This is a genomic window from Tistlia consotensis USBA 355 (assembly GCF_900177295.1).
In the GTDB taxonomy this organism is placed as follows: Bacteria; Pseudomonadota; Alphaproteobacteria; order Kiloniellales; family DSM-21159; genus Tistlia; species Tistlia consotensis.
Window position 1 is genome coordinate 41,181 of the sequence record NZ_FWZX01000016.1, and the last position, 26,621, is coordinate 67,801.

At 71.8% G+C, this 26,621-nt stretch carries 23 protein-coding genes and 1 pseudogene; 11 read left to right on the plus strand and 13 right to left on the minus strand.

Features of this window, described 5'->3' with window-relative positions; genetic code table 11:
- Window positions 1-85: 85 nt before the first annotated feature.
- Both B9O00_RS18280 and B9O00_RS34355 read left to right on the plus strand, forming a co-directional pair.
- Window positions 86-1,369 (plus strand): annotated as a pseudogene (locus B9O00_RS18280) (AMP-dependent synthetase/ligase); the annotation flags it as partial.
- Between the two features lie 99 nt (window positions 1,370-1,468).
- Entirely contained in the window at window positions 1,469-1,894 is a 426-nt protein-coding gene (locus B9O00_RS34355) for a hypothetical protein (RefSeq protein WP_437123445.1), read from the plus strand.
- A 75-nt stretch (window positions 1,895-1,969) separates the two neighbouring features.
- Here B9O00_RS34355 and B9O00_RS18285 read toward each other — a convergent pair whose 3' ends face one another.
- Both B9O00_RS18285 and B9O00_RS18290 read right to left on the minus strand, forming a co-directional pair.
- Complete coding sequence (locus B9O00_RS18285; RefSeq protein WP_159460252.1) at window positions 1,970-2,416, minus strand: response regulator; 447 nt, start codon at window positions 2,414-2,416, stop codon at window positions 1,970-1,972.
- Between the two features lie 130 nt (window positions 2,417-2,546).
- Entirely contained in the window at window positions 2,547-3,521 is a 975-nt protein-coding gene (locus B9O00_RS18290; protein WP_085124145.1) for an NAD-dependent epimerase/dehydratase family protein, read from the minus strand.
- Window positions 3,522-3,884: 363 nt separating this feature from the next.
- Between B9O00_RS18290 and B9O00_RS18295 the strand changes: the two genes are divergently transcribed.
- Window positions 3,885-7,400, plus strand: a complete 3,516-nt coding sequence (locus B9O00_RS18295; RefSeq protein WP_085124146.1) for an indolepyruvate ferredoxin oxidoreductase family protein — start codon at window positions 3,885-3,887, stop codon at window positions 7,398-7,400.
- A gap of 67 nt (window positions 7,401-7,467) precedes the next feature.
- On the opposite strand, the gene B9O00_RS18300 is transcribed toward B9O00_RS18295, so the two are convergent.
- From B9O00_RS18300 to B9O00_RS18325, 6 genes are all read right to left on the minus strand, one after another.
- On the minus strand, window positions 7,468-7,947 hold the full coding sequence (locus B9O00_RS18300; RefSeq protein WP_159460253.1) for a PAS domain-containing protein: 480 nt from the start codon (window positions 7,945-7,947) through the stop codon (window positions 7,468-7,470).
- 96 nt (window positions 7,948-8,043) lie between these two features.
- Entirely contained in the window at window positions 8,044-8,292 is a 249-nt protein-coding gene (locus B9O00_RS18305) for a DUF2312 domain-containing protein (protein WP_085124148.1), read from the minus strand.
- Window positions 8,293-8,414: 122 nt separating this feature from the next.
- Window positions 8,415-8,714, minus strand: coding sequence for a DUF1244 domain-containing protein (locus tag B9O00_RS18310; protein WP_085124149.1), 300 nt, complete (start codon window positions 8,712-8,714; stop codon window positions 8,415-8,417).
- 57 nt (window positions 8,715-8,771) lie between these two features.
- Complete coding sequence (locus B9O00_RS18315; protein WP_085124150.1) at window positions 8,772-9,926, minus strand: carboxylate-amine ligase; 1,155 nt, start codon at window positions 9,924-9,926, stop codon at window positions 8,772-8,774.
- Window positions 9,923-10,804, minus strand: coding sequence for an N-formylglutamate amidohydrolase (locus B9O00_RS18320; protein ID WP_085124151.1), 882 nt, complete (start codon window positions 10,802-10,804; stop codon window positions 9,923-9,925). Before B9O00_RS18320 ends, B9O00_RS18315 begins: the two co-directional genes overlap by 4 nt.
- Window positions 10,805-10,813: 9 nt before the next feature.
- Window positions 10,814-11,506 carry a DUF938 domain-containing protein gene (locus B9O00_RS18325; RefSeq protein WP_085124152.1) on the minus strand — a complete coding sequence of 231 codons (693 nt, stop codon included), beginning with the start codon at window positions 11,504-11,506 and terminating at the stop codon, window positions 10,814-10,816.
- 65 nt (window positions 11,507-11,571) lie between these two features.
- Between B9O00_RS18325 and B9O00_RS18330 the strand changes: the two genes are divergently transcribed.
- Window positions 11,572-12,582: a 4-hydroxyproline epimerase gene (locus tag B9O00_RS18330; RefSeq protein ID WP_085124153.1), complete on the plus strand. Its 1,011-nt coding sequence runs from the start codon at window positions 11,572-11,574 to the stop codon at window positions 12,580-12,582.
- 17 nt (window positions 12,583-12,599) lie between these two features.
- On the opposite strand, the gene B9O00_RS33520 is transcribed toward B9O00_RS18330, so the two are convergent.
- Together B9O00_RS33520 and B9O00_RS33525 are read right to left on the minus strand one after the other, a co-directional pair.
- Window positions 12,600-13,028, minus strand: a complete 429-nt coding sequence (locus B9O00_RS33520; RefSeq protein WP_200808560.1) for a cytidine/deoxycytidylate deaminase family protein — start codon at window positions 13,026-13,028, stop codon at window positions 12,600-12,602.
- Window positions 13,029-13,090: 62 nt separating this feature from the next.
- Window positions 13,091-14,008 (minus strand): dihydrodipicolinate synthase family protein, encoded by a 918-nt coding sequence (locus B9O00_RS33525; protein WP_085124155.1) that lies wholly within the window; start codon window positions 14,006-14,008, stop codon window positions 13,091-13,093.
- A 243-nt stretch (window positions 14,009-14,251) separates the two neighbouring features.
- Between B9O00_RS33525 and B9O00_RS18345 the strand changes: the two genes are divergently transcribed.
- The 5 genes from B9O00_RS18345 (at window position 14,252) to pyk (ending at window position 20,996) form a co-directional block, all read left to right on the plus strand.
- Window positions 14,252-15,031 carry a FadR/GntR family transcriptional regulator gene (locus B9O00_RS18345; protein ID WP_085124156.1) on the plus strand — a complete coding sequence of 260 codons (780 nt, stop codon included), beginning with the start codon at window positions 14,252-14,254 and terminating at the stop codon, window positions 15,029-15,031.
- Between the two features lie 16 nt (window positions 15,032-15,047).
- Complete coding sequence (locus B9O00_RS18350; RefSeq protein WP_085124157.1) at window positions 15,048-16,319, plus strand: MFS transporter; 1,272 nt, start codon at window positions 15,048-15,050, stop codon at window positions 16,317-16,319.
- 65 nt (window positions 16,320-16,384) lie between these two features.
- Entirely contained in the window at window positions 16,385-18,220 is a 1,836-nt protein-coding gene (locus B9O00_RS18355; RefSeq protein ID WP_085124158.1) for a hypothetical protein, read from the plus strand.
- Between the two features lie 40 nt (window positions 18,221-18,260).
- Entirely contained in the window at window positions 18,261-19,520 is a 1,260-nt protein-coding gene (locus B9O00_RS18360; protein ID WP_085124159.1) for a glycerate kinase type-2 family protein, read from the plus strand.
- Between the two features lie 57 nt (window positions 19,521-19,577).
- Window positions 19,578-20,996, plus strand: coding sequence for a pyruvate kinase (gene pyk / locus B9O00_RS18365; RefSeq protein WP_085124160.1), 1,419 nt, complete (start codon window positions 19,578-19,580; stop codon window positions 20,994-20,996).
- Window positions 20,997-21,023: 27 nt separating this feature from the next.
- On the opposite strand, the gene rarD is transcribed toward pyk, so the two are convergent.
- Together rarD and B9O00_RS18375 are read right to left on the minus strand one after the other, a co-directional pair.
- Window positions 21,024-21,944 carry an EamA family transporter RarD gene (rarD, locus tag B9O00_RS18370; RefSeq protein ID WP_085124161.1) on the minus strand — a complete coding sequence of 307 codons (921 nt, stop codon included), beginning with the start codon at window positions 21,942-21,944 and terminating at the stop codon, window positions 21,024-21,026.
- Window positions 21,945-22,129: 185 nt separating this feature from the next.
- Window positions 22,130-22,672: a tetratricopeptide repeat protein gene (locus tag B9O00_RS18375; RefSeq protein ID WP_085124162.1), complete on the minus strand. Its 543-nt coding sequence runs from the start codon at window positions 22,670-22,672 to the stop codon at window positions 22,130-22,132.
- An 88-nt stretch (window positions 22,673-22,760) separates the two neighbouring features.
- On the opposite strand from B9O00_RS18375, the gene B9O00_RS18380 reads away from it, so the two are divergent.
- Both B9O00_RS18380 and B9O00_RS18385 read left to right on the plus strand, forming a co-directional pair.
- Window positions 22,761-23,846 (plus strand): M14 family metallopeptidase, encoded by a 1,086-nt coding sequence (locus B9O00_RS18380; RefSeq protein ID WP_085124163.1) that lies wholly within the window; start codon window positions 22,761-22,763, stop codon window positions 23,844-23,846.
- 229 nt (window positions 23,847-24,075) lie between these two features.
- Entirely contained in the window at window positions 24,076-26,079 is a 2,004-nt protein-coding gene (locus tag B9O00_RS18385) for a sensor histidine kinase (protein ID WP_159460254.1), read from the plus strand.
- 165 nt (window positions 26,080-26,244) lie between these two features.
- Here B9O00_RS18385 and B9O00_RS18390 read toward each other — a convergent pair whose 3' ends face one another.
- Window positions 26,245-26,595: a tRNA-binding protein gene (locus B9O00_RS18390; protein ID WP_085124165.1), complete on the minus strand. Its 351-nt coding sequence runs from the start codon at window positions 26,593-26,595 to the stop codon at window positions 26,245-26,247.
- Window positions 26,596-26,621 lie beyond the last annotated feature (26 nt).

Here is a 26,621-nt window from a genome sequence, read left to right on the forward strand (position 1 = left end):
GCTGCTCGCCAAAGAAAGAAGCGGCCCCGCGGAGGACTCGCCGGAGCGCCCCCGCAGGCCGCTGCATCGGGGGAGGCACGCCGCCTTGGAGGCCGCACACGACTATCTCGCCGTCCGCAACCTGCCGGCGCTGTTCTTCGAGCAGGCCGCCCGCCTGGGCGACAAGCCGCTGCTCTGGACCAAGAGCGACGGCAGCTACCGGCCGCTGAGCTGGCGCGAGGTCGCCGGCCGGGTCCGGGACCTGGCGCGTGGCCTCCGGGCGCTCGGCGTCGCTCCCGGCGACCGCGTGCTGCTGGTCTCCGAGAACCGGCCCGAGTTCTTCATCGCGACCTTCGCGATCATGGCGGCCCGCGCGATCGTGGTGCCGGCCTATACGACCAACACGCAGCGCGACCACGCCCACGTGCTGCGCGACAGCGGCGCCAAGGCCGCCCTGGTGACCGGCGCGGCGCTGGCCGAGCGCCTGCTGCCCGCGCTCGTCGAGGTCGGCAGCTGCCGCATCGCGGTCGGCCTGGATCCCCTGCCCGCGAACGCCGGCCTGGCGCCGCACGACATCGCCGGCTACGACTGAGCCGAGGTCGAGGGCCTGGGCAGCACGGTCGAGGAGGACCTCGAAGCCGTCGCGGCGGTCGCGCCGCGCGACGAGATCTGCTGCTTCATCTACACCTCGGGCACCGGCGGCACGCCCAAGGGCGTGATGCTCAGCCACGGCAACATCCTGTGCAACTGCATGGGCGCCTTCGACCTGCTTCGCGAGTTCGGCCTGGGCGACGAGGTCTTCCTCTGCTTCCTGCCGCTCTCGCATTCCTACGAGTTCACCTGCGGCATGGTCTTCCCGGTGACCATCGGGGCGCAGATCTACTACGCCGAGGGCGTCGAGCAGCTCGGCCGCAACATGGTCGAGGCGAAGCCGACGATCATGACCGCGGTGCCGCGGCTCTACGAAACCATGCAGGCGCGCATCCTGCGCGGCGTCGACAAGCAGTCGCCGCTCAAGCGCTGGCTGTTCCACAGCGCCGAGCGGCTCGGCCGCAAGCGCTACCACGACGCGCGCAGCCTCGGGCCCGGCGAGCGGCTGCTCGACCTGCTCTGCGAGAAGCTGGTGCGCAGCAAGGTGCGCGAGCGCTTCGGCGGGCGCCTGAAAGGCATGGTCTCCGGCGGCGGCCCGCTCAATCCCGACGTCGGGCTGTTCTTCGTCGCGCTCGGCGTGCGCCTGCTGCAGGGCTACGGCCAGACCGAGGCGGCGCCGGTGATCTCCTGCAACCGGCCCTTCGCCTACCGCATGCACACCGTCGGCCCGGCCCTGGAGGGGGTCGAGCTGAGGATCGCCGAGGACGGCGAGATCCTGGTGCGCGGCGAGCTGGTCATGAAGGGCTACTGGAACCAGCCCGAGGCGACGGCGGCGGTGCTGCGCGACGGCTGGCTCTACACCGGCGACATCGGGCGGCTCGACGAGCAGGGCTACCTGATGATCACCGACCGCAAGAAGGACATCGTCGTGCTGTCCGGCGGCGACAACGTCTCGCCGGCGCGCGTCGAGGGCTTCCTGACCCTGCAGCCGGAGGTCGGTCAGGCCATGGTCTTCGGGGACAAGCGGCCCCACCTGGTCGGGCTCATCGTGCCGGACCCGGACTGGCTGCGCGACTGGGCCGCGGCCAACGGCAAGCGCGACGACCTGGCCGAGCTCAGCCGCGACGAGGCGCTGCGCAAGGCGGTCGGCGAGGCGGTCGACCGGGTCAACCGCGAGGTCAGCGGCCTGGAGCGGATCCGGCGCTTCGCGATCCTGCCCGAGCCCTTCTCGATCGAGAACCAGATGATGACGCCGAGCCTGAAGGTGCGCCGGCACGTCGTGCGCCAGCACTACGGCGCGCTGATCGAGAGCCTCTACGGCTGAGCGCCTGGAGCGGCGGCGGCCAGGGGATCGCGGTCTTGGGATCGCGGTCAGGGGGTCGCGGTCAGGGGGTCGCGGTCAGGGGACGGCGCGAACCGGGCTGGCGCCGCTCGTGCCGGGCTTGCCGGTACGCATCAGCATCGCGATGTGGTTGCGCAGGCTCTCGGGGCTCGGCGGCTTGACCAGCAGGGCGCTGCGCCGGATCGCACGGACCTCGCTGACCTGCGGCTCGGTGGCGTGGGGCGTGAGGAAGATGATCGGCACGTTCCGGATCGCCGGCTGCGCTGCCGAGCGGATCGTGCGGGCCAGCGCCAGGCCATCGAGCGGCTCGACGTCGACGGCGAGGATCAGCAGGTCGGGCGTCAGCTCGTGCAGGTCGGCGAAGGCCGTGGCACTGTCGACGCCGACCCAGACGTGGTCGAAGCCCATGCCGCGCATCAGGTCGGAGGTAAAGCGCGCCTGACCGGCGCTCGCCTCGACCACGAGGGCGCTGGGAAAGCGTTCCCGACCGACTCCGATGGACACCAATCCCCGCACCTCGCGCCGTCCTCTGGCCGTGCCCGCGCCAGGACATCATATACGCGAAGACTTAAGGGTCAGTTCACGATCAGCGAAATAAATTTTTCGGCGGCCCGGCCGATCGCCCGGCCCGGCCTCACAGGCCGCGCCACTCGCGGAACCAGGCGACGAATCGGCCGAGGCCCTCGTCGATCGTCGTCGCCGGCTCGAAGCCGAGGTCGCGGCGCGCGGCCGCAATGTCGGCGAAGGTCTCCTTGACCTCGCCGGGCTGCATCGGCTTCTCGACGATCCGCGCCGGCCGGCCGCAGTGGCGCTCCAGCACCTCGAGGAAGCGGCGCAGCGGCTCGGGTCGCTCGTTGCCGATGTTGTAGACCCGGTGCGGCGGCGCCTCGGCGCCCGGCGGCCGGTCGAGCGCCGCCAGCACGGCGCCGACGACGTCGTCGATGTAGGTGAAGTCGCGGCGCATGTCGCCGCCGTTGAACAGCTCGATCGGCTGGCCGCTCAGGATCTTCTCGGTGAAGCCCCAGTAGGCCATGTCGGGCCGGCCCCAGGGACCGTAGACCGTGAAGAAGCGCAGGCCGGTCTGCGGGATGCCGAACAGCCGGGCATAGGTCTCCGACAGCAGCTCGCCGGCCCGCTTGGTCGCGGCGTAGACCGAGACCGGCGTGTCGACCCGGTCGGCCTCGGAGAAGGGCTGCTTCTCGTTGGCGCCGTAGACCGACGAGGAGCTGGCGTAGACCAGGTGGCTCAGCCGCGGCAGCGCCTTGGCACCCTCCAGGACCGCGAGGTGGCCGGTGACGTTCGACTCGACATAGCTGAAAGGATGGGTCAGCGAGTAGCGCACGCCGGCCTGGGCGGCAAGGTGCAGCACCTGCTCGATCTCGGGATGGGCGCGGAACAGCGCGGCGACGGCCCCGGTGTCGCCCAGCTCCAGCGCCTGGAAGCGGAAGCCCGGCACGCCTTCGAGCCTGGCCAGACGCGCCCGCTTCAGCGCCGGATCGTAGTAGCTGTTGAGGTTGTCGACGCCGAGGACCGTCCGGCCCCGGTCGAGCAGGGCGCGAGTCATGTGCGAGCCGATGAAGCCGGCGGCTCCGGTGACGAGAACGGTCATCGTTTCCAGGCAATCGAGGAATGCGCAGCGCGAGCCGCGGTTATAGCCAGTGGACGGCCGCGCCGCACGCTTTTTGCCGCGGGCGCGACGCCGCGGTGCCGGCTTGCCCTCTGGACAAATAGGTCAGTATTAGTTACCTTTTTTCCGCAGGCATCGAGCCCCACCTCGACAGCAAAGCCCCCTGCCCGCGCTGACCGGCGCGACCGCAGGGTGTAGGCTGCCGGATGGGACGCGGTGCAGGCCCGGGTCCCGCCGGGACCCCAAGAGCAAGAAGGCGCCGGCCGCAGCGGTCGCGGAGCGCCCGGCACGACGGACGGCCCGCCCGGCGAAGGCGGCCGACCGGAAAGGGAGAACAAGGAAACCATGCCCGACGCCGCAGTCAGCCTCGACGACAAGTACACGCTCGAGTCCGGTCGGATCTTCCTGACCGGCACCCAGGCGCTGGTGCGCCTGCCGATGATGCAGCGCCACCGCGACCAGGCCGCCGGCCTGAACACCGCCGGCTTCATCTCCGGCTATCGCGGCTCGCCGCTCGGCGGCTTCGACCAGCAGCTCTGGAAGGCGCGGCGCTACCTCAAGGACAACCACATCCACTTCCAGCCGGGCGTCAACGAGGACCTGGCCGCGACCGCGGTCTGGGGCACCCAGCAGGCGTCGATCTTCGGCGACTGCCGCTACGACGGCATCTACTCGATCTGGTACGGCAAGGGCCCCGGCGTCGACCGCTCCGGCGACGTGTTCCGCCACGGCAACTTCGCCGGCTCGTCGAAGCACGGCGGCGTGCTGCTGCTGGCCGGCGACGACCATGCCGCCAAGTCCTCGACCACCGCGCACCAGTGCGAATACACCTTCATGGACGCCCTGATCCCGGTGCTCAGCCCGGCCGGCGTCCAGGAGTTCCTCGACCTCGGCCTCTACGGCTGGGCGATGAGCCGCTACTCGGGCTGCTGGGTCGGCTTCAAGACGGTCACGGAGACGGTCGACGCGACCGCCTCCTGCTACATCGACCCGCACCGCATCGAGACCGTCCTGCCCGAGGACTTCGAGATGCCCGAGGGCGGGCTGAACCTGCGCTGGAACGGCGCGCTCGACATCCTGGAGCAGGAGGAGCGCCACCACCGCTACAAGATCTACGCGGCGCGCGCCTTCGCCCGCGCCAACAAGCTCGACAAGGCGGTCATCGACGGCCCGAGCCGGGCGGTCGGCATCGTCACGGTCGGCAAGTCCTACCTGGACGTCCGGCAGGCGCTCGACGACCTGCACATCGACGAGGCCGAGGCGCAGCGCCTGGGCCTGTCGGTCTACAAGGTGGCGATGCCCTGGCCGCTCGAGCCGTCGGGCGTGCGCAGCTTCTGCGAGGGCCTGGACGAGGTCCTGGTCGTCGAGGAGAAGCGCGCGGTCATCGAGAACCAGCTGAAAGAGCAGCTCTACAACTGGCACACCGACAAGCGCCCGCGCATCGTCGGCAAGTTCGACCGCGACTATCCCGACGAGGCCGGCCAGACCCTGCTGCCGTCCTACGGCGAGCTGACCCCGGCGATGATCGCCCGGTCGATCGGCCGCCTGCTGAAGCGCCACGGCCGGACCACCGAGGCGATCGAGGCGCGCCTCAAGTTCCTCGACGAGAAGGAGCAGGCGCTGTCGCGCGCCGCGGCGCCGATGAAGCGCGTGCCGCACTTCTGCTCGGGCTGCCCGCACAACACCTCGACCCGGGTGCCCGAGGGCAGCCGCGCCATGGCCGGCATCGGCTGCCACTACATGGTCCAGTGGATGGACCGCAACACCCAGACCTTCACCCAGATGGGCGGCGAGGGCGTGCCCTGGGTCGGCCAGGCGCCCTTCAGCACGACGAAGCACGTCTTCGTCAACCTGGGCGACGGCACCTACTTCCACTCCGGCCTGCTGGCGATCCGCCAAGCGGTCGCGGCCAAGGTCAACATCACCTACAAGATCCTGTTCAACGACGCGGTCGCAATGACCGGCGGTCAGCCGCACGACGGCCCGCTCGATCCGGCGGCGATCAGCCGCCAGGTCTGGGCCGAGGGCGTCAAGCGCGTCGTCGTCGTCTCCGACGAGCCGGACAAGTACCCGCTCGGCGTCGAGTGGGGCGGTCCCAGCTCGGTGCGCCACCGCGACGACCTCGACGAGATCCAGCGCGACCTGCGCGAGCTCGAGGGCACGACGGTACTGATCTACGACCAGACCTGCGCGGCCGAGAAGCGGCGCCGGCGCAAGCGCGGCACCTTCCCCGACCCCGATCGCCGGGTCTTCGTCAACGATGCGGTCTGCGAGGGCTGCGGCGACTGCTCGGTCCAGTCGAACTGCGTCTCGGTCGTGCCGGTCGAGACCGAGTTCGGCACCAAGCGGGCGATCGACCAGTCGTCCTGCAACAAGGACTTCTCCTGCCTCAAGGGCTTCTGTCCCTCCTTCGTCACGGTCGAGGGCGCCAAGCTGCACAAGTCGAAGGCGGTCGAGCCGGCCGCCGGCAAGGACTCCGGGCGCCCCTGGCCGGTGCTGCCCGAGCCGACGCTGCCGGGCCTCGACGAGCCCTACGGTATCCTGGTCACCGGCGTCGGCGGCACCGGCGTCGTGACGATCGGCGCCCTGCTCGGCATGGCCGCGCACATCGAGGGCAAGGGCTGCTCGGTGCTCGACATGGCCGGCCTCGCCCAGAAGGGCGGTGCGGTGCTGAGCCACATCCGCATCGCCCGGCGGCCGGAGGATCTCCACGCCGTGCGCATCTCGGCGGGCGGCGCCGACCTGCTGCTCGGCTGCGACCTGGTCGTGGCGGCGGCGGCCGACACCCTGTCGAAGGTCCGCGAGGGCCACACCCGGGCGATCGTCAACGACCAGGAGTCGATCACCGGCGACTTCACCCGCCACTCGACCGACTACCGCTTCCCGAAGCAGCCGCTCGAGGACCTGATCGCCGAGGCGGTCGGCAAGGATGCCGCGGACTTCGTCTCGGCCAGCCGGATCGCCACCGGCCTGCTCGGCGACTCGATCGCCAGCAACCTCTTCATGCTCGGCTTCGCCTGGCAGAAGGGCCTGGTGCCGATCAGCCGCGACTCGATCGACAAGGCGATCGAGATGAACGGCGTCGCCGTGGCCTTCAACAAGCAGGCCTTCCTCTGGGGCCGCCGTGCCGCCGAGGACCTGCCGGCGGTCGCCAGGCTGGCCCTGCCGGAGTCGGCGCCGGCCACCCACACGCTCAGCCGGAGCCTGGACGAGCTGGTCGAGCGGCGCCGCGCGTTCCTGGTCGGCTACCAGGACGCGGCCTACGCCGAGCGCTACCTCGCGGCCGTGGCCAGTGCGCGCAAGGCCGAGGCCGAGCGCACCCCGGGCATGACCGGCCTCGCCGAGGCGGTCGCCCGCTACGCCTTCAAGGTCATGGCCTACAAGGACGAGTACGAGGTCGCGCGGCTCTACAGCGACCCCGAGTTCGAGGCCAAGCTGCGCAACCAGTTCAGCGGCGACTTCAAGGTCAAGCTGCACCTGGCGCCGCCGCTGCTGGCCGACCGCGACCCGCGCAGCGGCCACCTCAAGAAGCGCGAGTACGGCCCCTGGATCTTCACGGCCTTCCGCCTGCTGACCCGCATGAAGGGGCTGCGCGGCACGGCCCTCGATCCCTTCGGCCGGACCGCCGAGCGCAAGGCCGAGCGCGCCCTGCGCGACGACTACCTGGCGCTGGTCGACGATCTGGCCGCCGGCCTGACGCCGGAGAACCACGCGATCGCCGTCGAGCTGGCCTCGGTTCCCGACCAGATCCGCGGCTACGGCCACATCAAGGAGGCCAGCCTGGCCAAGGGCCGGGCGCGCTGGACGGCGCTGCTCGAGGCCTTCCGCAACCCTGCGGCCCAGAAGACCGCGGCGGAATAGCACGCGACACCGACCGCCGCCGGCTACGGCCGGCGGCGGCTCTGTCGGGTCCCGATCGGAAGAGGCGTCAGATCAGCGAGGGCGTCGGCTGCATGCCGCCGAGCAGCATCTCGACGCTGCCGTTCTCGCCGGCCAGCGGCATCAGCAGGCACTGGTAGGAGCCGTGGCGGCCCTGCTTGTTCGGCGCGTAGAGGCGGTCGTAGGACGCCCGGCCGGTCTCCGCGACCTCCCGGTAGCGCCAGACCTGGGCCTCCTCGACGTACTGCCCCGTCATGTCGCGGCCGAACCAGGAGACCACGCGCGTCCCGACCAGGCGGAAGCGGAATCGCAGGGGCTGCCGCTCGACATCCACCAGATAGATCATCGGCAGCAGCGCGGGCATGTCCAGCGGATCGATGTCGGCACGCGTCGGCATGTAGGGCCCGTGCCACTTGTCGGCCCAATAGAGATAGAGATCCCGGAGCAGGGGGTTGGCGATCTGGGCCGCACCGAAACCGGTGGCGGAGACCTCCGGATTCCCGGAAACGACGACCCGCTCAAGCGCCATTCCATGCCTCCCGCATGACGGGAATATTGACATCTATTCGACCGGCGTCAAGTCAGGATAAGACCTCCATGTGTAAACATTCCATAATGGTTAATATTATTCCGTAAGGCCGACCGCAGCCTTGTAAAGATCAAGTAACGCTTCCTGCTCCTGGCGGTCGTTTTGATCCATCTTCCGCAGCTTGATCACCTGCCGCATGATTTTAGTATCAAAACCGGCAGATTTTGCTTCCGAATAGACTTCACGAACATCGTTCGCCAACGCAGCCTTTTCTTCTTCCAGACGCTCGATACGCTCGATGAACGAACGCAACCGTTCGGCCGCGACGCCGCCGATGTCGGACATTATGCACTCCCGGGTAGTAAATTGGATTCCAGCGGCCAGACGCTAGCCCGCCCCCAGCGCCAGGGCAACGCCGGGAAAGCCGGGATTGTGGGGATAACTCGGCCGCGCCGCGACGGGGCGGCTCAGCCGCCGTGGACGTGGCTCTTCGCGAAGGCCGCCTTCTGTTCCGCCGTCGCCTCGGTCTGGTGCTTCGCCCGCCACTCCTCGTAGGGCATGCCGTAGACGATCTCGCGCGCCTGCTCCTTGTCCAGCGCCAGGCCGCGCTCGCTGGCCGCCTCCTGGTACCAGCGCGACAGGCAGTTGCGGCAGAAGCCGGCCAGGTTCATCAGGTCGATGTTCTGCACGTCGCTGCGCTCGCGCAGGTGCTCGACCAGCCGACGGAAGGCGGCCGCCTCGAGCTCGGTCTCTGTCTTGCTGTCCATCTCGTCCTCCGCAAGCGTTGTGCCTGGCTCGGCCGGCGCCGGCCGGCGGAACTCCCGCTAGATATCGGTCGGCTCGTCGAGGCCCGCAACCGTCTCCTCGATCAGGAAGTCGACGACCGCGTTCAGCGCCTCGCGCGGCGCGGCGCCGGCGTCGCGGGCGGCGCGATAGGCCGCGAGCTGGCGGTGCGCGCTGGTGCCGCGCCGCACGATCTCGCGCGCCCACTCGATCTCCGCCCGGCAGCCGAAGTGCTCGGCGTCGGTGGCGGTGAGGGCGACGATCTCCTCGAGCAGCTCGGGATAGGGCACGATCTCGCCGCGGCCGAAGTCGACCAGGCCCGAATCGAAGCCGTAGCGCTGCGCGCGCCAGCGGTTCTCGTTGACCAGCAGGTTCGAGTAGCGGCGCCAGCGCTGGTTGTCGCGCTTGAGCCGCCAGAGCATGCGCAGCAGGCAGAGATAGATGGCGGCCACGGCGAAACCGTCCCTGACCGTCGTGCAGACGTCGGGAATGCGCAGCTCCAGGGTCGGGAAACGCGCCGAGGGCCGCACGTCCCACCACAGCTTCGAGGCGTCCTCGAAGAGGCCGGCATCGACCAGCACCCGGATGTGGCGCTGGTATTCGCCCCAGGAATCGAAGTGCTCCGGCAGGCCGGTGCGCGGCAGCTCGTCGAAGACCGCCAGGCGGTAGGACTTGAGGCCGCTGTCCTGGCCGCGCCAGAAGGGCGAGGAGGTCGAGAGCGCCAGCAGGTGCGGCAGGAAGTAGGCGACCTGGCTCAAGAGGTCGATGCGCAGGTCGTCGTCGTCGAGCCCGACGTGGACGTGCATGCCGCAGATCACCAGGCGGCGCGCCGGCGCCTGGATGTCGCGGGCCAGCACGTTGTAGCGCTCCTTGTCGGTGTGCTTCTGCAGGTCCCAGCTCGCGAAGGGATGGGTCGAGGCGGCGATCGGCGCCAGGCCGTATTCCCGCGCGACCCGCGCGACGCCGCGCCGGAAGCTGCGGATCTCGCCGCAGGCCTGGCCCAGGCCGTCGCACTTGCTGGTGCCGACCTCGATCTGCGACTGCAGGAACTCCGGGCTGACGTGGCCCTCGAGCTCGGCCTCGCAGCGGCTCAGCAGGCTGTCGGGCGGATCGACGACCAGCTCCCGGCTCTGCCGGTCGACCAGCAGGTACTCCTCCTCGATGCCGATGGTGAAGGGGGGCTCGGCACGGGTCATGGGCGGCCTCCGCCGGCAGGGCGGCCGGCGAGCTGGGCCTCGCGGAACACCGCCGGGTCCTCGAGCAGCGGGCCGACGACCTCGGCGAGCAGCTGCGCCCAGCGCTCGGCGCCGGCGGCGGTGTCGATCAGGTCCTGGCGGATCTCGATCAGCGCGGCCGGCAGGCGGCGCGCCTCGGCATGGGCGTGCAGCGAGTAGTCGACCGGCGAGGCGCCGGAATAGGGCTCGTTGTCGCCGACCGTGAGGCCCCTGGCCCTGAGCCCGCGGATCAGCGGCACCGCGAGACGCGGGTCGCGGTCCCAGAGCACGCCGATCTCCCAGGGCCGCTCGAAGCCCTCCATGACCGGCGTGAAGGAGTGCATGAACAGCAGCGCCGGCGTCCGCCCGGAGGCCAGGACCGCCTCGATCAGCCGCGCGACCGCGCCGTGGTAGGGCATGAACAGGCCGTTGCGGCGCAGCGCCAGGGCCGCCGCATCGAGATCGCGGTTGGCCGGCACCGCCGTGCCGTCGCTCTCCTCCGGCACCGAGTTCGCGACGCCGAAGCGGCGGTTGGGATCGATGATCAGGCGCGAGAAGCCGGACAGCACGGCCGGCGCGTCGAGCAGCGGCGCCAGGCGGCGCGTCACCTCGGCCGCGCCGATGTCCCAGGCGATGTGCCGGGCCAGCTCGGCGCGCTCCAGGCCGAGCTGGCCGAGCGCGCGCGGCAGCCGGTTGCTGGCGTGGTCGCAGGTCAGGATCAGCGGCGCCGCGCCGCCGAGGTTGCAGAAGGCGAAGGGCGGCGGCTCGTCGCGCGCCAGCAGGCCCGGCTCGGGCGGGCAGCCGCGCAGCAGGTCGGCGAGACGCGGCTCGAAGGCGGAGGGATCGGTTCGCTCGGACATGGCGGGCGACTATAGGGCCTCGCCGTGCGCGGCGGAATCGGCGGATCGGCGGAGCGCCACGGTCAGGTTGTTGGCCGGCATCTCGATGATCTCGGCGAGCTCAAGGCCCTGCGCCAGAGCCGCCTCGGCGACGGCCTCGAGCGAGCGCAGGCCCCAGCGCCGGTCGCGGCCGCGCAGGCTGCGGTCGAAGGCCTCGTTGCTCGGCGCGGTCGCGATCCCGGCGCGCCGGAACGGACCGTAGAGGATCAGCGGCCCGCCCTCGGGCAGCAGGGTCGCGGCACCGGCCAGCAGGCCCAGGCAGGCCTCCCAGGGCGCGATGTGGATCATGTTGAGGCAGAGCACCGCCGAGACCGGCGCCAGCTCCGCCGCCCAGCCCGGCGCGGCGGCATCGAGCGCCAGGACCGGCCTGAGATTGCCCAGGCCCGCCGCCGCCCGCCAGGCCTCGATCGAGGCACGCGCCGCCGGGTCCGCGTCGCTCGGCTGCCAGGTCATCCAGGGGAAGCGCTCGGCGAGGTAGACCGCGTGCTGGCCGCTGCCGCTGGCCAGCTCCAGCACCGTCGCCTCGCCGGGCAGCAGGCGCTCCAGCACGGCGGCCAGCGGGGCTGCGTTGCGCGCGGCGGCCGGCGCGAACAGCCGGCCGTCCCGCCCGGTCTCCGCCCCGCCGGGCGCCTCGAACATCCAGCCCTCGGACCTATCGGCCATGCGCAGCGCCCCCCTGCTTCCGCAGCCGTTGACCGGCGGCGGGCGACGGGCCTAGATCGCTGTCCATGGAGACCAGACCCAACACCTTCTTCTGCATCGACGGGCACACCTGCGGCAACCCCGTGCGGCTGGTCGCCGGCGGCGGGCCGGCACTGGCCGGCGCCAGCATGAGCGAGAAGCGCCAGGACTTCCTGAAGCGCTACGACTGGATCCGCACGGCCCTGATGTTCGAGCCGCGCGGCCACGACATGATGTCGGGCTCGATCCTCTACCCGCCGACCCGGCCCGACTGCGACGTCGCGATCCTGTTCATCGAGACCTCGGGCTGCCTGCCGATGTGCGGCCACGGCACGATCGGCACGGTGACCTTCGCCATCGAGCGCGGCCTGGTCCAGCCGGCCGAGGAGGGCCTGCTGCGGCTCGACGCGCCGGCCGGCCGGGTGCTGGCGCGCTACCGGCGCGACGACCGCGGCTTCGTCGAGGCGGTGCGCATCACCAACGTGCGCTCCTATCTCGCGGTCGAGGGCCTGACCGTCGACTGCCCGACGCTCGGCCCGCTGACCCTGGACATCGCCTACGGCGGCAACTTCTACGCCATCGTCGAGCCGCAGGAGCGCTTCGGCGGGCTGGAGACGATCACGCCGGGCGAGGTGCTGCGCCTTTCGCCGCTGCTGCGCCGGGCGGTCAACGAAGCCGTCGAGGTCGCCCATCCCGAGGACCCGACGATCCGCGGCGTCAGCCATGTCATGTGGACGGGAAAGCCGACGCAGGACGGCGCCCACGCCCGCAACGCCGTGTTCTACGGCGACAAGGCGATCGACCGCAGCCCCTGCGGCACCGGCACCTCTGCGCGCATGGCCCAGCTCCACGCCAAGGGCCGCCTCGCGGCCGGCGACGACTTCGTCCACGAGTCGATCATCGGCAGCCTGTTCCGCGGCCGGGTCGAGGAGGAGACGCGCCTGGGCGACAAGGCCGCCATCGTGCCCTCGATCGAGGGCTGGGCCCGCATCACCGGCCTCAACACCCTCTTCGTCGACGAGCGCGACCCCTTCGCCCACGGCTTCCAGCTGGTCTGAGGGGGAGCGGCCCGCTCCTACCCGCCGCCCAGCAGGTGGCGGTTGGGCAGGCGGGCGGCCTCGGCCAGCTCGGGGATCTCGACGATCGCGACGCCGAAGCGCTGGAGGCGGTCGATGGCCTCGTTCTCGACGAACTTCGGCGGCTCGCGCAGGGCCAGCACGACCCGGCGGATGCCGGCCTCCAGGATGTGGTCGGCGCAGGGCTTGCGGCCGGACAGGCGCAGGCCGCAGGGCTCCATCGAGGCGTAGATCGTCGCGTCGGCGAGATCGAGGCCGGCCTGCCGCGCCTTGTGCAGCGCGACCTCCTCGGCGTGCCAGGCCGGCCCCAGCTCGCGGCTGAACCCGGTCGCCAGCACGCGGCCGGCGGCATCGGCGATCACCGAGCCGACGGAATAGGCTGTCTGCGACGGCTCGCAGCAGCCGGCCAGCGCGACCGCCTGCTCCAACAGCGCCCGGTCCCGGGGCTCGCGCGCGGCGGCCCCTCGGGGGGCAGGGGATGACGCCACGGCTACTCCGCGGCGAGCTTCGGCCGTGCGTCGAGCCCCGCCTGGACGATCGCCGTCACGCGCGCCCGCTCGGCGCCCTCGAGCTTGCGGCGCGGCGCGCGCACCGTCTCGCTGCCGTGGCCGCAGAGCGCCTGGGCCAGCTTGATGTACTGGACCAGCTTGCTGTGCACGTCGAGGTGCAGCAGCGGGGTGAACCAGCGGTAGAGCGCACGGGCCTCGGCCCAGCGCTCCTCGCGGATCAGCCGCCAGAGCCGCACGCTCTCCTCCGGGAAGGCGTTGACCAGCCCGGCGACCCAGCCGCTGGTGCCGAGCAGCGCCGTCTCCAGGGCCAGGTCGTCGACGCCGCAGAACAGGGTGAAGCGGTCGCCGACCGCGTTGACGATGTCGGTGATCCGGCGCGGATCGTCGGAGCTCTCCTTGATCGCGATCAGCGTCTCCTCGTCGGCGAGCTCGGCGAACATCTCCGGCGTGACGTCGACGCCGTAGGTCACGGGGTTGTTGTAGACCATGATCGGCAGGTCGCTGGCCCGGGCGACGGCGCGGAAGTGCGCCATCGCCTCGCCGGCGTCGGCCTTGTAGATCATCGCCGGCAGCACCATCAGGCCGCTGCAGCCGAGGGCCTGCATGTCCGCGGCGAAGCGGCAGGCAGCCCGCGTCGAGTTCTCGGCGACACCGGCCAGCACCGGCACGCGGCCGTCGACGGCCTCCAGGGTCGCGCGGATCACCTCGCGCTTCTCCTCCGGCTCCATGGTCGTCGCCTCGCCCAGGGTGCCGAGCATGATCAGGCCGTCGACGCCGGCCTCGACCAGGGTCCGGACGTGGGCCTGGCTGGCCTCCAGGTCGATCGTCTCGTCGGAGGCGAACTGGGTGGTGACCGCCGGAAAGACGCCGGTCCAGTCGCCGGCCGTGACGCTGCTCATGACATACTCCCGCCTGCCGAGTGAAGGTCCTGGCAGCGAGGTATAGCGCGCCCCGCACCGGGCACCCAAGGGCCTTTCGGCGACCAGCCGGGGCCCCCCGCCGGCAGGCCATGCCGCTGGCGCGGCGCAGCCGTGCAGGCCTCAGGCTTGACGCTCCGCGGCCCGGCTGGGCACGGTGCCGCTGGTCGTACCACAGGACCAGAGCCCAAGGGAGGCCGGCGCCCCGGCGCCGGAGGCTGCAGGATGCCCCGCACCGCGCCGCTGGCCAACGATCCGCGCTTCCACTCGATCCAGCGCGAGCGCGTCTCCGACCGCGTCGCCCAGGAGATCCTGCGGCTGATCGCGTCCGGCGAGCTGGCGCCCGGCGAGCGCCTGCCCGGCGAGCGCCAGCTGGCCGAGATGATGGACGTCAGCCGGGTCTCGGTGCGCGCCGCGCTGCAGCAGCTCAAGACCCAGGGCTTCGTCAGCGCGGTCCAGGGCGGCGGCACGCGGGTCGTCGCCTCGGCGAACCCGATCGACGCCGGCCTGACCGAGCTGGTCCGGGCCAGCGACGAGAACCTCAGCGACCTCGCCGAGATCCGCGCGAACCTCGAGATCTGGGCCGCCCGCCGCGCCGCCGAGCGGGCCGACGCGCGGCGCCTGCGCGACATCGCCCAGGCCCTGGAGACCATGGCCGATCCCGCGCGGCCGGCGCGCTACCGCGCCACCGACGACCACGCCTTCCACCTGGCCATCGCCAAGGCCTCGGGCAGCGCGGTCTACCTGCACCTGATGTCGGTGCTCGGCGAGATCCTGGAGAAGATGTTCGCGCACACGCGCAACGAGCTCTACGTCTCGGAGAGCGACGACCGGCGCTTCCTGGAGCAGCACCGGACGATCTACCGGGCGATCGAGGCGCACGATCCGGACGCCGCCGCACGGGCCATGCGCCACCACCTGGACACCGTGCTGTCGCGCCACCACGACATCGAGCCGACGATCGCGCGCGCGGCTCCGCGCGTGCTGGCCGAGCGGCACGCGTGATCCAGGCAGGCTGAGCTTGCCGGCGGCGCGCGGGACGGGCGCCGCGCCGGCGCTGCTGCCCTGGATCTGCTGGGGCCTCGGCGCCGCCCTCTGCTGCTTCGGCTTCTTCCAGCGCTTCGCGCCCAGCGTCATGGTCGACGCGCTGATGCGCGACTTCCGGGTCGGCGGGGCCCTGCTCGGCGGCCTCTCGGCCTTCTACTTCTATGCCTATGCCGGCATGCAGGTGCCGGTCGGCCTGCTGGTCGACCGCTTCGGCCCGCGCCGCATGCTGGCGCTGGGCGCCGGGCTCTGCGCCCTCGGCAGCCTCGCCTTCGGCCTCGCCGGCGCGCTCGAGACGGCCTATCTCGGCCGGCTCGTCGCCGGCGCCGGCGCGGGCTTCAGCTTCGTCGGCGCGCTCAAGCTCGCGACCCTCTGGTTCCCGCCGCGGCGCTTCGGCCAGCTGGCCGGCCTGACCATGATGGTCTCGATGCTGGGCGGCGTGCTCGGCCAGGCGCCGGTGGCGGCCTTGGTCGACGGGGTGGGCTGGCGGCCGGTGATGACCGGCGCGGCCGGCGTAGGGGCGCTGCTGGCCCTGGTCATCTGGCTGGTCGTGCGCGACGGCGGCCGGGCCGGCGCGGCGCCGCGCCGGGGGCCGGCGCACCAGGGCGCCTGGCGCGGCATCCTGCGCGTCGCCGGCAACCGCCAGCTCTGGCTGATCTCCCTGGTCGGCGCCGCGATGAGCGGGCCGATGCTGACCATCGCCGGCCTCTGGGGCGTGCCCTGGCTGATGCATCTGCACGGCTATTCGCGGCCGGAGGCGGCCGCGACCAACTCGCTGCTGCTGATCGGCTGGGCGGTCGGCTCGCCGCTCGCCGGCACGCTGTCCGACCGCCTCGGCCGGCGTCGCCTGCCGCTGCTCTGCGGCGGCGGCCTCGGCCTCGCCGGCCTGCTCGCGCTGCTCTACCTGCCCGGCCTGCCGGCGCCGCTGCTGCCGCTGCTCTTCTTCCTCTCCGGCCTCGGGCTCGGCAGCATGGCGATCGCCTACGCGATGGCCCGCGAGACCGTCCCGGCCCACGACGCGGGCAGCGCGCTCGGCCTGTCCAACACGGTCATCGTCGGCAGCGGCGCCCTGTTCCAGCCGCTGGTCGGCTGGCTGCTCGACCTCGGCTGGGACGGCCGGCTGCTCGCCGGCGCCCGGATCTACGGCGCCGCGGACTACCGCCTCGCGCTCGGCGTCCTGCCGGCCTGCCTGGCGCTCTGCCTGCTGCTCGGCCTGCGGCTGCGCGAGACCCGCCCGGACGGCGCCTGAGCCGTCACGACGTCCTGGCTGTCGCGTCGATCTCCTGCAAAGCCGGCAGGGCGGGAGGCGACGCGATGACCGGGGTGTACCAGCAGCAGTTCGCGGTCTACGCCAGGCTCTACGCCGACACCAGCAACGGCTTCCACGTCGCGAAGGACCAGGCGGCGATCGACGGGCTGCTCGGCGAGCTCGGCCGGCAGGTCGCGACGGTCGAAGGCCAGCTCTCGGTCGCGCCGAACGGCCTGACCGCCAAGGCGATCGCCCAGCTCGCCCTGGACCAGATGTCGATCGCCCAGGCGCAGTTCGGCAGCCTCCAGGTTCTGGTCCAGAAGGCGGCCGAGAACGACCGCCTGACCGTCGTGAACGGCCCGGCCCTCGATTTCCAGAACAACAAGAGCCTCGCCGCCAAGCAGCAGGCCGCGGACGGGACGCTGCTGCAGAACCTGGCCGCCCTGCTCGCCAAGCTCGACCTGGCGATCGCCGCGCTGCAGACCGCCACGGCCTCGGGCGGCGGCGGCACCAAGCGGCCGCTCGACGACAACCCCTGGTTCGACGAGAGCCGGCGCGACCGCTTCCTGAGCCAGCAGGCGACCCGGTTCTACGCGCTGCTGCAGCAGTTCGAGCAGCTCAACGACAACGAGAGGGAGGGCACGGGCCAGCTCGAGATCTTTCTCGACGGCGTCGAGGCCGGCTCCGTCGAAGCCGCGCACCGGCAGGGCTCGCAGGGCCTGGCGGTCGCCGACGCCCTCAAGCCGGCGATCTTCGCCCTGCTCGCCGACCCGGCCGCCCTGCCGTTCCGGCTCGACCCCTTCGACGAGACCACCTGGTACGAGGTGACCCTCGCCAACGAGCCGCCGGGCACCCCGGTCACGCAGTATCAGGACATCAACGATGCCAGCGGCGTGCCGCGCTACATCACCGGCTTCGCGCCGGTCGGCGGACAGCTCCAGGCCTTCCTCTCCCAATTCATCAGCCTGGCCGGCGCCAAGAGCATCTCCGACGAGGACCTGAAGGCGCTGCTCGACGCCTGGACGCCGAATCCCGGCGTCGTCGTCGGCGTCTACGACGTCGGCCAGGGCAACGCCAACGCGGTCTGCGACGGCACCGGACGGCCGCGCTACTACTACGACCTGGGCGGCGGCTGCCTGGCCAACACCGGCACCTACCCCTTCACGCCGCTCGCCAATCCCAATCCCTTCTGCCGCTTCTTCACCCAGCCGGTCGTGCTGTCGCACTGGGACTGGGACCACTGGGCCTCGGCACACCGCAACCGCTATGCCCAGTACCAGCAGCACCACTGGATCGTGCCGAACCAGAACCTCGGCGCCGTCCACCTGCAGTTCGCCCAGGACGTCCAGAACAACGGCACGCTGACCGTCTGGAACCCGGCCGGCGGCACCACGGTGGTCACCAACGTCGGCACGATCCAGCGCTGCACCGGCGCCGGCCGCAACCAGTCGGGCATCGCCTGGCTGGCCGACGACACCGCCAATCCCGGGCCCGGGCCGACGCTGCTGCCGGGCGACGCGCGCTACAACTTCATCCCGGCCAACGGCGGCGGCGCCCTGGCCGCGATGGTCTGCACCCACCACGGCGGCTGGCTGCCGACCAACCAGGCGATCCCGGCGCCGATGGGCGCCGGCCCGGCCTGGGCCAACACGCGCATCGCCTACTCCTACGGTGCCGGCAACACCTTCGGCCATCCGCGCAACCCGACCGTGACGCGTCATCAGAACTTCGGCTGGATCAACGCGAACCGCGTCGATACCGCGGCGCGCGGCGGCGTCGCGCGCGGCCACATCAACCTGCGCACGCCAGTCGGCGGCGGCGGCATCGGCGTCATCGCCCATGCCCAGATCCCCAACCTCTGCAACCCGCAGACCTGCGACTGCCAGGCCGCCAAGTCCTGAGCCCTGACGGCGCGGCGGCGGCCATGCTAGAGAGTCGGGCATGGACGCCCGCAAGCTTCTCGACGACGCCTTCAGCGCCGCGCTCGCCGCCGCCGATCCGGCGCGGGTGCTGGCCGCCCAGCTGCCCGAGCCGCCGGCCGGACGCACCCTCGTGGTCGGCGCCGGCAAGGCCGCCGCGGCCATGGCCCACGCCCTGGAGCAGGCCTGGCCCGGCCCGCTCGAAGGCCTGGTCGTGACCCGCTACGGCCACGGCCTGCCCTGCCGGCGCATCGAGGTCGTCGAGGCCTCGCACCCGGTGCCCGACGCCGCCGGCCGCGACGCCGCCCGGCGGATCCTCGAGCTGGCGCGCGGGCTCGGTCCCGACGACCTGCTGCTCTGCCTGATCTCCGGCGGCGGCTCGGCCCTGCTCGCCCTGCCGGCGGAAGGCCTGGAGCTGGCCGACAAGCAGGCGGTCAACAAGGCGCTGCTGGCCAGCGGCGCCGCGATCGACGAGATGAACTGCGTGCGCAAGCACCTCTCGGCGATCAAGGGCGGCCGCCTCGCCGCCGCCGCGCACCCGGCCCGGGTGGTGACGCTGGCGATCTCCGACGTGCCCGACGACGACCCGGCGACCATCGCCTCGGGGCCGACCGTCGGCGACCCGACCAGCTTCGCCGACGCCCGGGCGATCCTGGCCAAGTACGGCATCGAGCCGCCCGCGGCGGTGCGCCGGCACCTGGAGGCCGCGGCCGAGGAGACGCCGAAGCCGGACGACCCGCGGCTCGCCGGCAGCGCCTTCCGGCTGATCGCGCGGCCCCAGGACTCGCTGGAGGCGGCGGCCGGAGTCGCGCGCGCCGCCGGCGCCCTGCCGGTGATCCTCGGCGCCGACATCGAGGGCGAGTCGCGCGAGGTCGCCCGGGTCATGGCCGGCATCGCCAAGCAGGTGCGCCGCTTCGGCCAGCCGGCCGCGGCGCCCTGCCTGCTGCTGTCGGGTGGCGAGACCACGGTGACGCTCAAGGCGAAGGGCGGGCGCGGCGGCCGCAACGCCGAGTTCCTGCTGGCCCTCGCGGTCGCGCTGGAGGGCCTGGAGGGAGTCCACGCCCTGGCCTGCGACACCGACGGCATCGACGGCAGCGAGGACAACGCCGGCGCCCGCCTGGGCCCCGACAGCCTGGCCCGCGCCGCGGCCCGCGGCCTCGACGCCAAGGCGCTGCTCGCCGCCAACGACGCCTACCGCTTCTTCGCCGGGCTCGACGACCTGATCGTCACCGGCCCGACCCGGACCAACGTTAACGACTTCCGCGCCATTCTGGTAACGTGACGCCGGCACCCTAAGTCACTGTTCCAGACCGGGAAGAAGATCGGAGGCAGACCCGACATGCGCCGCCATCGCAATGCGAAGATCGTCGCGACCCTCGGCCCGTCGAGCACCAGCCGGGAAGAGATTCGTGCGCTGTTCCTGGCCGGCGCCGACGTCTTCCGGCTGAACTTCAGCCACGGCGCCCACGAGGAGCACCGCGCGCGCTACGACGTGATCCGCGCGCTGGAGAAGGAATTCAGGCGGCCGATCGCGATCCTCCAGGACCTGCAGGGCCCGAAGATCCGCATCGGCCGGTTCAAGGACGGGCCGATCCGCCTGGAGCGCGGCCAGCGCTTCCGCCTGGAGCTGAAGGCCAAGGAAGGCGACGAGGGCATGGCCCCGCTGCCGCACCCTGAGATCTTCGCGGCGCTGTCGGCCGGCACGGTGATCCTGCTCGACGACGGCAAGCTGCGCCTCGAGGTGCGCGAGCACGGCACCGACTGGGCCGAGACCGAGGTCGTGGTCGGCGGCCCCCTGAGCGACCGCAAGGGCGTCAACGTGCCCGGCATCACGATGCCGATCTCGCCCCTGACCGACAAGGACCGCACCGACCTGGAGTTCGGCCTGAAGCTCGGCGTCGACTGGGTCGCGCTGTCCTTCGTCCAGCGCCCCGAGGACATCGCCGAGGTGCAGAGCCTGGTCAAGCGGCGCGCCGCGGTCATGGCCAAGATCGAGAAGCCGGCGGCGCTGAAGACCCTGGGGCGCATCGTCGAGCTCTGCGACGGCATCATGGTGGCGCGCGGCGACCTCGGCGTCGAGCTGGCGCCGGAGGAGGTGCCGGGCCGCCAGAAGGAGATCATCCGGGCCTGCCGCCTGGCCGGCAAGCCGGTGATCGTCGCGACCCAGATGCTCGATTCGATGGTCAACTCGCCGACCCCGACCCGCGCCGAGGCCTCGGACGTCGCGACGGCGATCTACGACGGCGCCGACGCGGTGATGCTGTCGGCGGAGTCGGCAGCCGGCCACTATCCGGTCGAGTCGGTCGAGTTCATGAGCCGGATCATCGCCCGCACCGAGCAGGACCCGACCTACCGGCCGATCATCACGGCGCTGCATCCCGAGCCCGAGGCGACCGCGCCGGACGCGATCTCGGCCGCCGCCTCCCAGGTCGCCCACACGGTCGGCGCGGCGGCGATCGTGACCTACACGACCAGCGGCTCGACCGCGATCCGGGCGGCGCGCGAGCGCCCCGAGGTCTCGATCCTGACCCTGACCGCCAAGCGCGAGACGGCGCGCCGGCTCGCCCTGCTGTGGGGCGCCCACTGCGTCGTGACCGCCGACGTCACCTCGTTCCAGGAAATGGTCCAGAAGGCCTGCAAGATCGCCGTCGCCGAGGACTTCGCCAAGCCCGGCGACAAGATCGTCGTGACCGCCGGCGTGCCCTTCGGCACCCCCGGCGCGACCAACGTGCTGCGCATCGCCTGGATCGAGCGCTAGCCCGAAGCGCGGCCGGCGCCGTTTCGCCTAGACCGGTTCCTCGACCGACTGCGCGAGCAGGCGGCGCCGGCGCGCGCGCTGCCAGCTCGTCGCGCTGAACAGCACGACCGCGGCCCAGATGCACAGGAAGGTCACCAGATGCGCCTGGGTGAAGCGCTCGCCGAAGACCAGCACGGCGAGCAGGAACTGCACGGTCGGGGCGAAGTACTGGAAGAAGCCGACGACCGTCAGGCTGAGCCGCCGGGCGGCGCTGGCGAAGAACACCAGCGGCAGCGCCGTGACCGGCCCGGACAGCATCAGCAGCAGGTTCAGGCCCAGGCCGGCCGAGTCCCAGGCGCCGCCGCCCGACGCGCCGAGCCACAGCAGGAAGCCGAGCGCGACCGGCGCCAGCAGCGCGGTCTCCAGCAGCAGGCCGTCGGCCGCGCCGAGCGGCGTCAGCTTGCGCAGCAGCCCGTAGAAGCCGAACGAGCCGGCGAGCACCAGCGAGACCCAGGGAAAGCTCCCGGCCTGCAGTGCCAGGTTGGCGACGCCGAGGCCCGCCAGCAGGACCGCCAGCCATTGCCAGCGCCCCAGCCGCTCGCCCAGGAAGGCGACGCCGAGCAGCGTCAGGAACAGCGGGTTGATGTAGTAGCCGAGGCTGGCCTCGAGCACGCGATGCGCCTCGATCGCCCAGATGAAGGTGAACCAGTTGCCGCTGATCAGCAGGGTCGAGCCGGCGAGCAGCAGCAGCGTGCGGCGCTGCCGGAGGCAGGCGGCGACGCCGCTCCAGCGGCGCGCCAGGGCGACGATGACAAGCAGCAGGACCAGGGACCAGACGATGCGGTGCGCCAGGATCTGCGCCGGCGGCACCGACAGCACGGTACGGAAGTAGAGGGGCGAGAAGCCCCAGGTCAGGTAGGCTGCGGCCGCGAAGAGGCAGCCGGCCAGGGTCTGTCGGTCATCGGACAAGGCGGAGCGTTCCCCTCCGGCGGATCGGGCGGCAGCCGCGGCCGGCGCGCCTCATCCAACCGTTCGTTGCCGCCCTGCTCTATCCGAATCCTGCGCCCGCCGCAGCCCCGGCGCCCAGCATGGCTGGCATACGACGCGGCGCTCCGGACCGCTCCCGTCGGCACGGAGAGCCGGCGCGAGCCGACTCAGATCGGCTTCTGCTGGGCCTTCAGCGCCTCGAGGTTCTGGCGCACCGAGACCAGGTTCGGGTTGATCTTGAGTGCCGCCTCGAAGGACTTGATCGCCGACAGGTCGTCGCCGAGGGCGTGCTGGATCAGGCCGCGGCCGGTGATCGCGCCGAAGTGGCGGGGCTCCAGGGCCAGGGTCTTCGCGATGTCGGCCAGCGATTCCTGGTACTTGCCGAGCAGGTACTCGACCGTGGCCCGCTTGTTCCAGGCCTCGGCGAAAGCGGGCGCGCGCTCGACCAGCCGGTCGTAGATCTTCAGCGCCCCCTCGAAGTCGTGGGCATCCAGGGCGGCGATGCCCGACTGCATCGCGGTCTCGGCCTCGGCGTCGTCGGTCTCCAGCCAGAGCTGCCAGATCGCGTTCTGGATGCCCAGGGCGTTGATCGGGTCGCCGGCCTCCTTCAGTTCCTTGAACAGGTCGTCGAGGCGCGGATCGTTCTGGTCGGCCGCAGCTCCGAGCGGCGCCATCGCCAGGACGAAGAAAAGGGTTGCGAGCCAGCGCATGGCCCTGAGTATGGAGCGCGACGGCCGGTCCGCCAAGCGGGCCGGCCGGAGTCGTCCCTCACGTCTTCGTCAAGGAGCCCGACCGCCGATGCAGCCCAGCGCCTACTTCTCCGCCAACTACCGGGAGGCGCGCAGCCGCTTCCTCGAGGCCGTCCAGGGCATCGGCGCCACAGCCGCGGCCGAGGTCAATCCGACCGCCGGTCCGTCGGGCGAGACCCTCGCGACCGACGTGCTGCGCATCGGCCCGGCCGATGCCGAGCGGGTGCTGGTGTCGATCTCCGGGACCCACGGCGTCGAGGGCTACTGCGGCTCCGGCGTCCAGGTCGGCTGGCTGCAGAGCGGACTGTGGCGCGAGGTGCCGGAGGGCGTCGCCCAGGTCGTGATCCACGCCATCAACCCCTACGGCTTCGCCTGGAACCGCCGGGTCACCGAGGACAACGTCGACCTCAACCGCAACTTCCTCCACTTCGACCAGCCGCTGCCGGAAAACCCGGGCTACGACGAGCTGCATCCCGTGCTCTATCCCGAGGACTGGACCGAGGAGAGCGTCGCGGCGGCCGAGGCGGCGGAGGAACGCTTCGCCGAGGCGCACGGGCCGCTCGCCGTGCAGCAGGCGATCTCGGGCGGCCAGTACAGGCACCCCGACGGCCTGTTCTACGGCGGCCGGCAGCCGACCTGGTCGCACCGCACCCTGCTCTCCGTCCTGGAACGCGAGCTGGCCGGCGCGCGGCGCGTCGCGATCATCGACTACCACACCGGCCTCGGCCCCTACGGCTACGGCGAGCGCATCACGGTGCATGCGCCGGGCTCCACCGCCGAGGCGCGGGTCGCCGAGTGGTACCAGGGCGACTTCACCAACCCGGCGGCCGGCACCTCGACCTCGGCGGTGCTGCAGGGCACCAACTGCGGCGGCATCGAGCGCCGCTTCCCGGACCTCGAGCTCGGCATGATCGCGCTCGAGTACGGCACCGAGCCGGTGCCCGAGATCCTGGAGGCGCTGCGCGCGGACAACTGGCTGCACGGCCGCGGCAACCCGGCGACGCCGCTCGGCCGCGAGGTCAAGGCGCGGATCCGCAACGCCTTCTACGGCGACACCGACAGCTGGAAGCGCGACATCTGGGAGCGGGCGGTCGACACCCAGCGGTTGGCCGTGGCGGCCCTGGCCGGCGGCTGAAGGCGCACGGGGGCGATCCGGTCGCGGTAAATCGGCGTGACCGGCGAAACTCCCCCCAGGGCATTGGAATCGGTCATGATTTGCGCGGGAGATCGATCCGGTCGAAAGCGCAGGTCATGACCGGACTGATCTACAGCATTCCTTAATCGGCCCGTGCGTCACTAGGATTTGGTCGGGCTGGCAGCTCGCGTCCCGCGTGCAGCCAATGCAGAAGCTTGCACGGGACCGCATGCGAATTCGCTCCCTGCGCGTGCTGATCATCGGCAGCCTGGTCACCATCCACGTGGCGGTGACCTGCGTCTTCCTGTTGGCCGCGGGCCGCTTCGCCGCCGAGCGGCAGCGCGACTACGCCCGCATCGCCATGGCCGGCACGGTCACCGACGTCACCAACCAGGCGGTCGGCTTCCTCGAGCGCCTGTCGCGGGTCGCCCTGCTGACCCGCGGCCTGGCCGAGGCGGAGGTCGTGCGCACCGAGCAGCTGCCGCAGCTCGAGCGCTACTTCTTCGAGGTCCTGAAGGCCAACCCGGAGATCACCGGCGTCTACTACGGCACCCGCACCGGCGACTTCACCTTCGTGACCCGCGAGGCACCGGGGCTCGGCCGCAACGGCGGCTTCTTCTCGCGCTCGATGGTCGCCGCCGACGGCGGCCGCCGCTCGGTCGTCCGCCTGCGCAATCCGGACTTCAGCCTGTTCTCGGAGACCGAGCTCGACCTCAGGCAGCCCTTCGATCCGCGGCGCCGGCCCTGGTTCCAGCTCGCGCTGCGCGCCGATGGCGTGGTCTGGACCCAGCCCTACCTGTTCTACACCGCCGGCACACCGGGGATCAGCACGGCGACCCGCGTCGACGATGCGAAGGGCAGCATCCTGGGCGTCGTCGGCGCCGACATCTCGCTGGGCTCGCTGCAGTCCTTCGTCGACAGGCTGACCGTCGGCGAGACCGGCTACGCCTTCCTGCTCGACCCCTACGGCCGCGCGATCAGCCACCCCGCCCTCGTCGGCGGCGACCACTCGGCTCCGCCGCTGGCGCCGGTCGGCACGCTCGGGGATCCGGCGCTCGGCCCGCTCGCCGATCGCCTGGTCGCCGGCGACGACAGCTTCCAGGACCCTGTCGAGGTCGAGGGCAGGGACGGGCGCGACTACTTCGTCGTGGCCCGGCGCCTGCCGACGCGCCAGGGCGACTGGACGATCGGCGCGGTGGTCCCCGACCACGACCTGTTCGGCTGGTTCGGCGAGCTGTCGCGCATGGTGATCCTGCTCAGCCTGGGCCTGACCCTGATCTGGTGCCTGGCCGGCGTGCTGCTGTGGCGGCTCATCGACCGCCGCTTCGAGCGGCTGCGCGCCCTCGCCGACCGCGTGCTCGGGCGCACGCCGAAGGCCGGCGGCACCGCGCCCGCGCGCGGCTTCTCCGAGCTGGCGCAGACCGAGCGGGCGGTCGAGCGGGCCCTGGCCGAGCTGGACCGCCAGCGCCTGGAGAACCTGCGGCTGCTGGAGGAGGCACGCCGCTCCGACCGCGCCAAGACGCTGTTCCTGGCCAGCATGAGCCACGAGCTGAGGACGCCGCTCAACGCGATCGGCGGCTTCGCGGAGATTATCGAGCGCGAGCTGCTCGGCCCGGTCGGCGTCGCCAAGTACCGCGAGTACGCCCAGCTGATCGGCCGCAGCAACCGGCGCATGCTCGAGCTGGTCGAGAACCTGCTCGACGCCTCGGCGCTGGAGTTCGGCACGATGGAGCTGCATCCGGCGCCGGCCGAGTTCGACCGCCTGGCGGTCGAGGCCGCCGAGGAGCAGCGCCTGCAGGCGACCCGGCGCGGGCTCAAGCTCGAGGTCGAGGCCGACAGCGGGGTCACCGCGCTGGTCGACGCCCCGAAGGTGCGCATGCTGCTGGCCAACCTCCTGCGCAACGCCCTGGCCTACACGCCGCCGGGCGGCTCGGTCTCGCTGCAGGTGGCGACGACGGCGGACGGCGAGCCGCTGTTCCGCGTCGCCGACACCGGCATCGGCATGGAGCCGGAGAAGCTGGAGCAGCTGCGCAAGCCCTTCGCCCGCGGTCTCGACAACTCCTACGTCGCCGGCGAGACAGGCACCGGCCTCGGCCTCGCGATCGTCGACCGCATCGCCAACCTGCACGGTGCCCGCCTGCAGTTCGAGACCGCGCCGGGCGACGGGACGCGGATCTCGGTGACCTTCCCGCGCGACTGCGTGCTGGAGCGCACGGGAAGCCCGGCGCTCTAGACCGGATCGTGATCGATCGGAACCGCTCGGGTTCCGATCGATCACGTGAATCCGGTCTGGAATCATAGAGATAGAGCAGATTCACGTGACCTGCAGGATCGCGACGCGATTCCTTCAGGTCACGATCTGCTCTAGAACCGTTGGAGCCTTCGGGCCGGGCCGGCCTCAGAACAGCTTGCCGCCGTTCGGCACCGGCTTGTCGGGGCCGATCATGACGACGCCGCCCTCCTCGTCGGGAAAGCCGAGCACCAGGATCTCGCTCATGAAGGGACCGATCTGCTTGGGCGGGAAGTTGACGACCGCGGCGACCTGGCGGCCCGTCAGCTGCTCCAGCTGGTAGTGCTTGGTGACCTGCGCCGAGGTCTTGCGCACGCCGATCGCCTCGCCGAAGTCGACCCACAGCTTGAAGGCCGGACGGCGCGCCTCGGGAAAGGGCTCGGCCTGGACGATCGTCCCGACGCGGATGTCGACCCGCGCGAAGTCGTCGTAGCTGATCGGTGCTGAAGCCTCGGCCATGCCCTGCCCTTCCCTGCTCTCGCCCT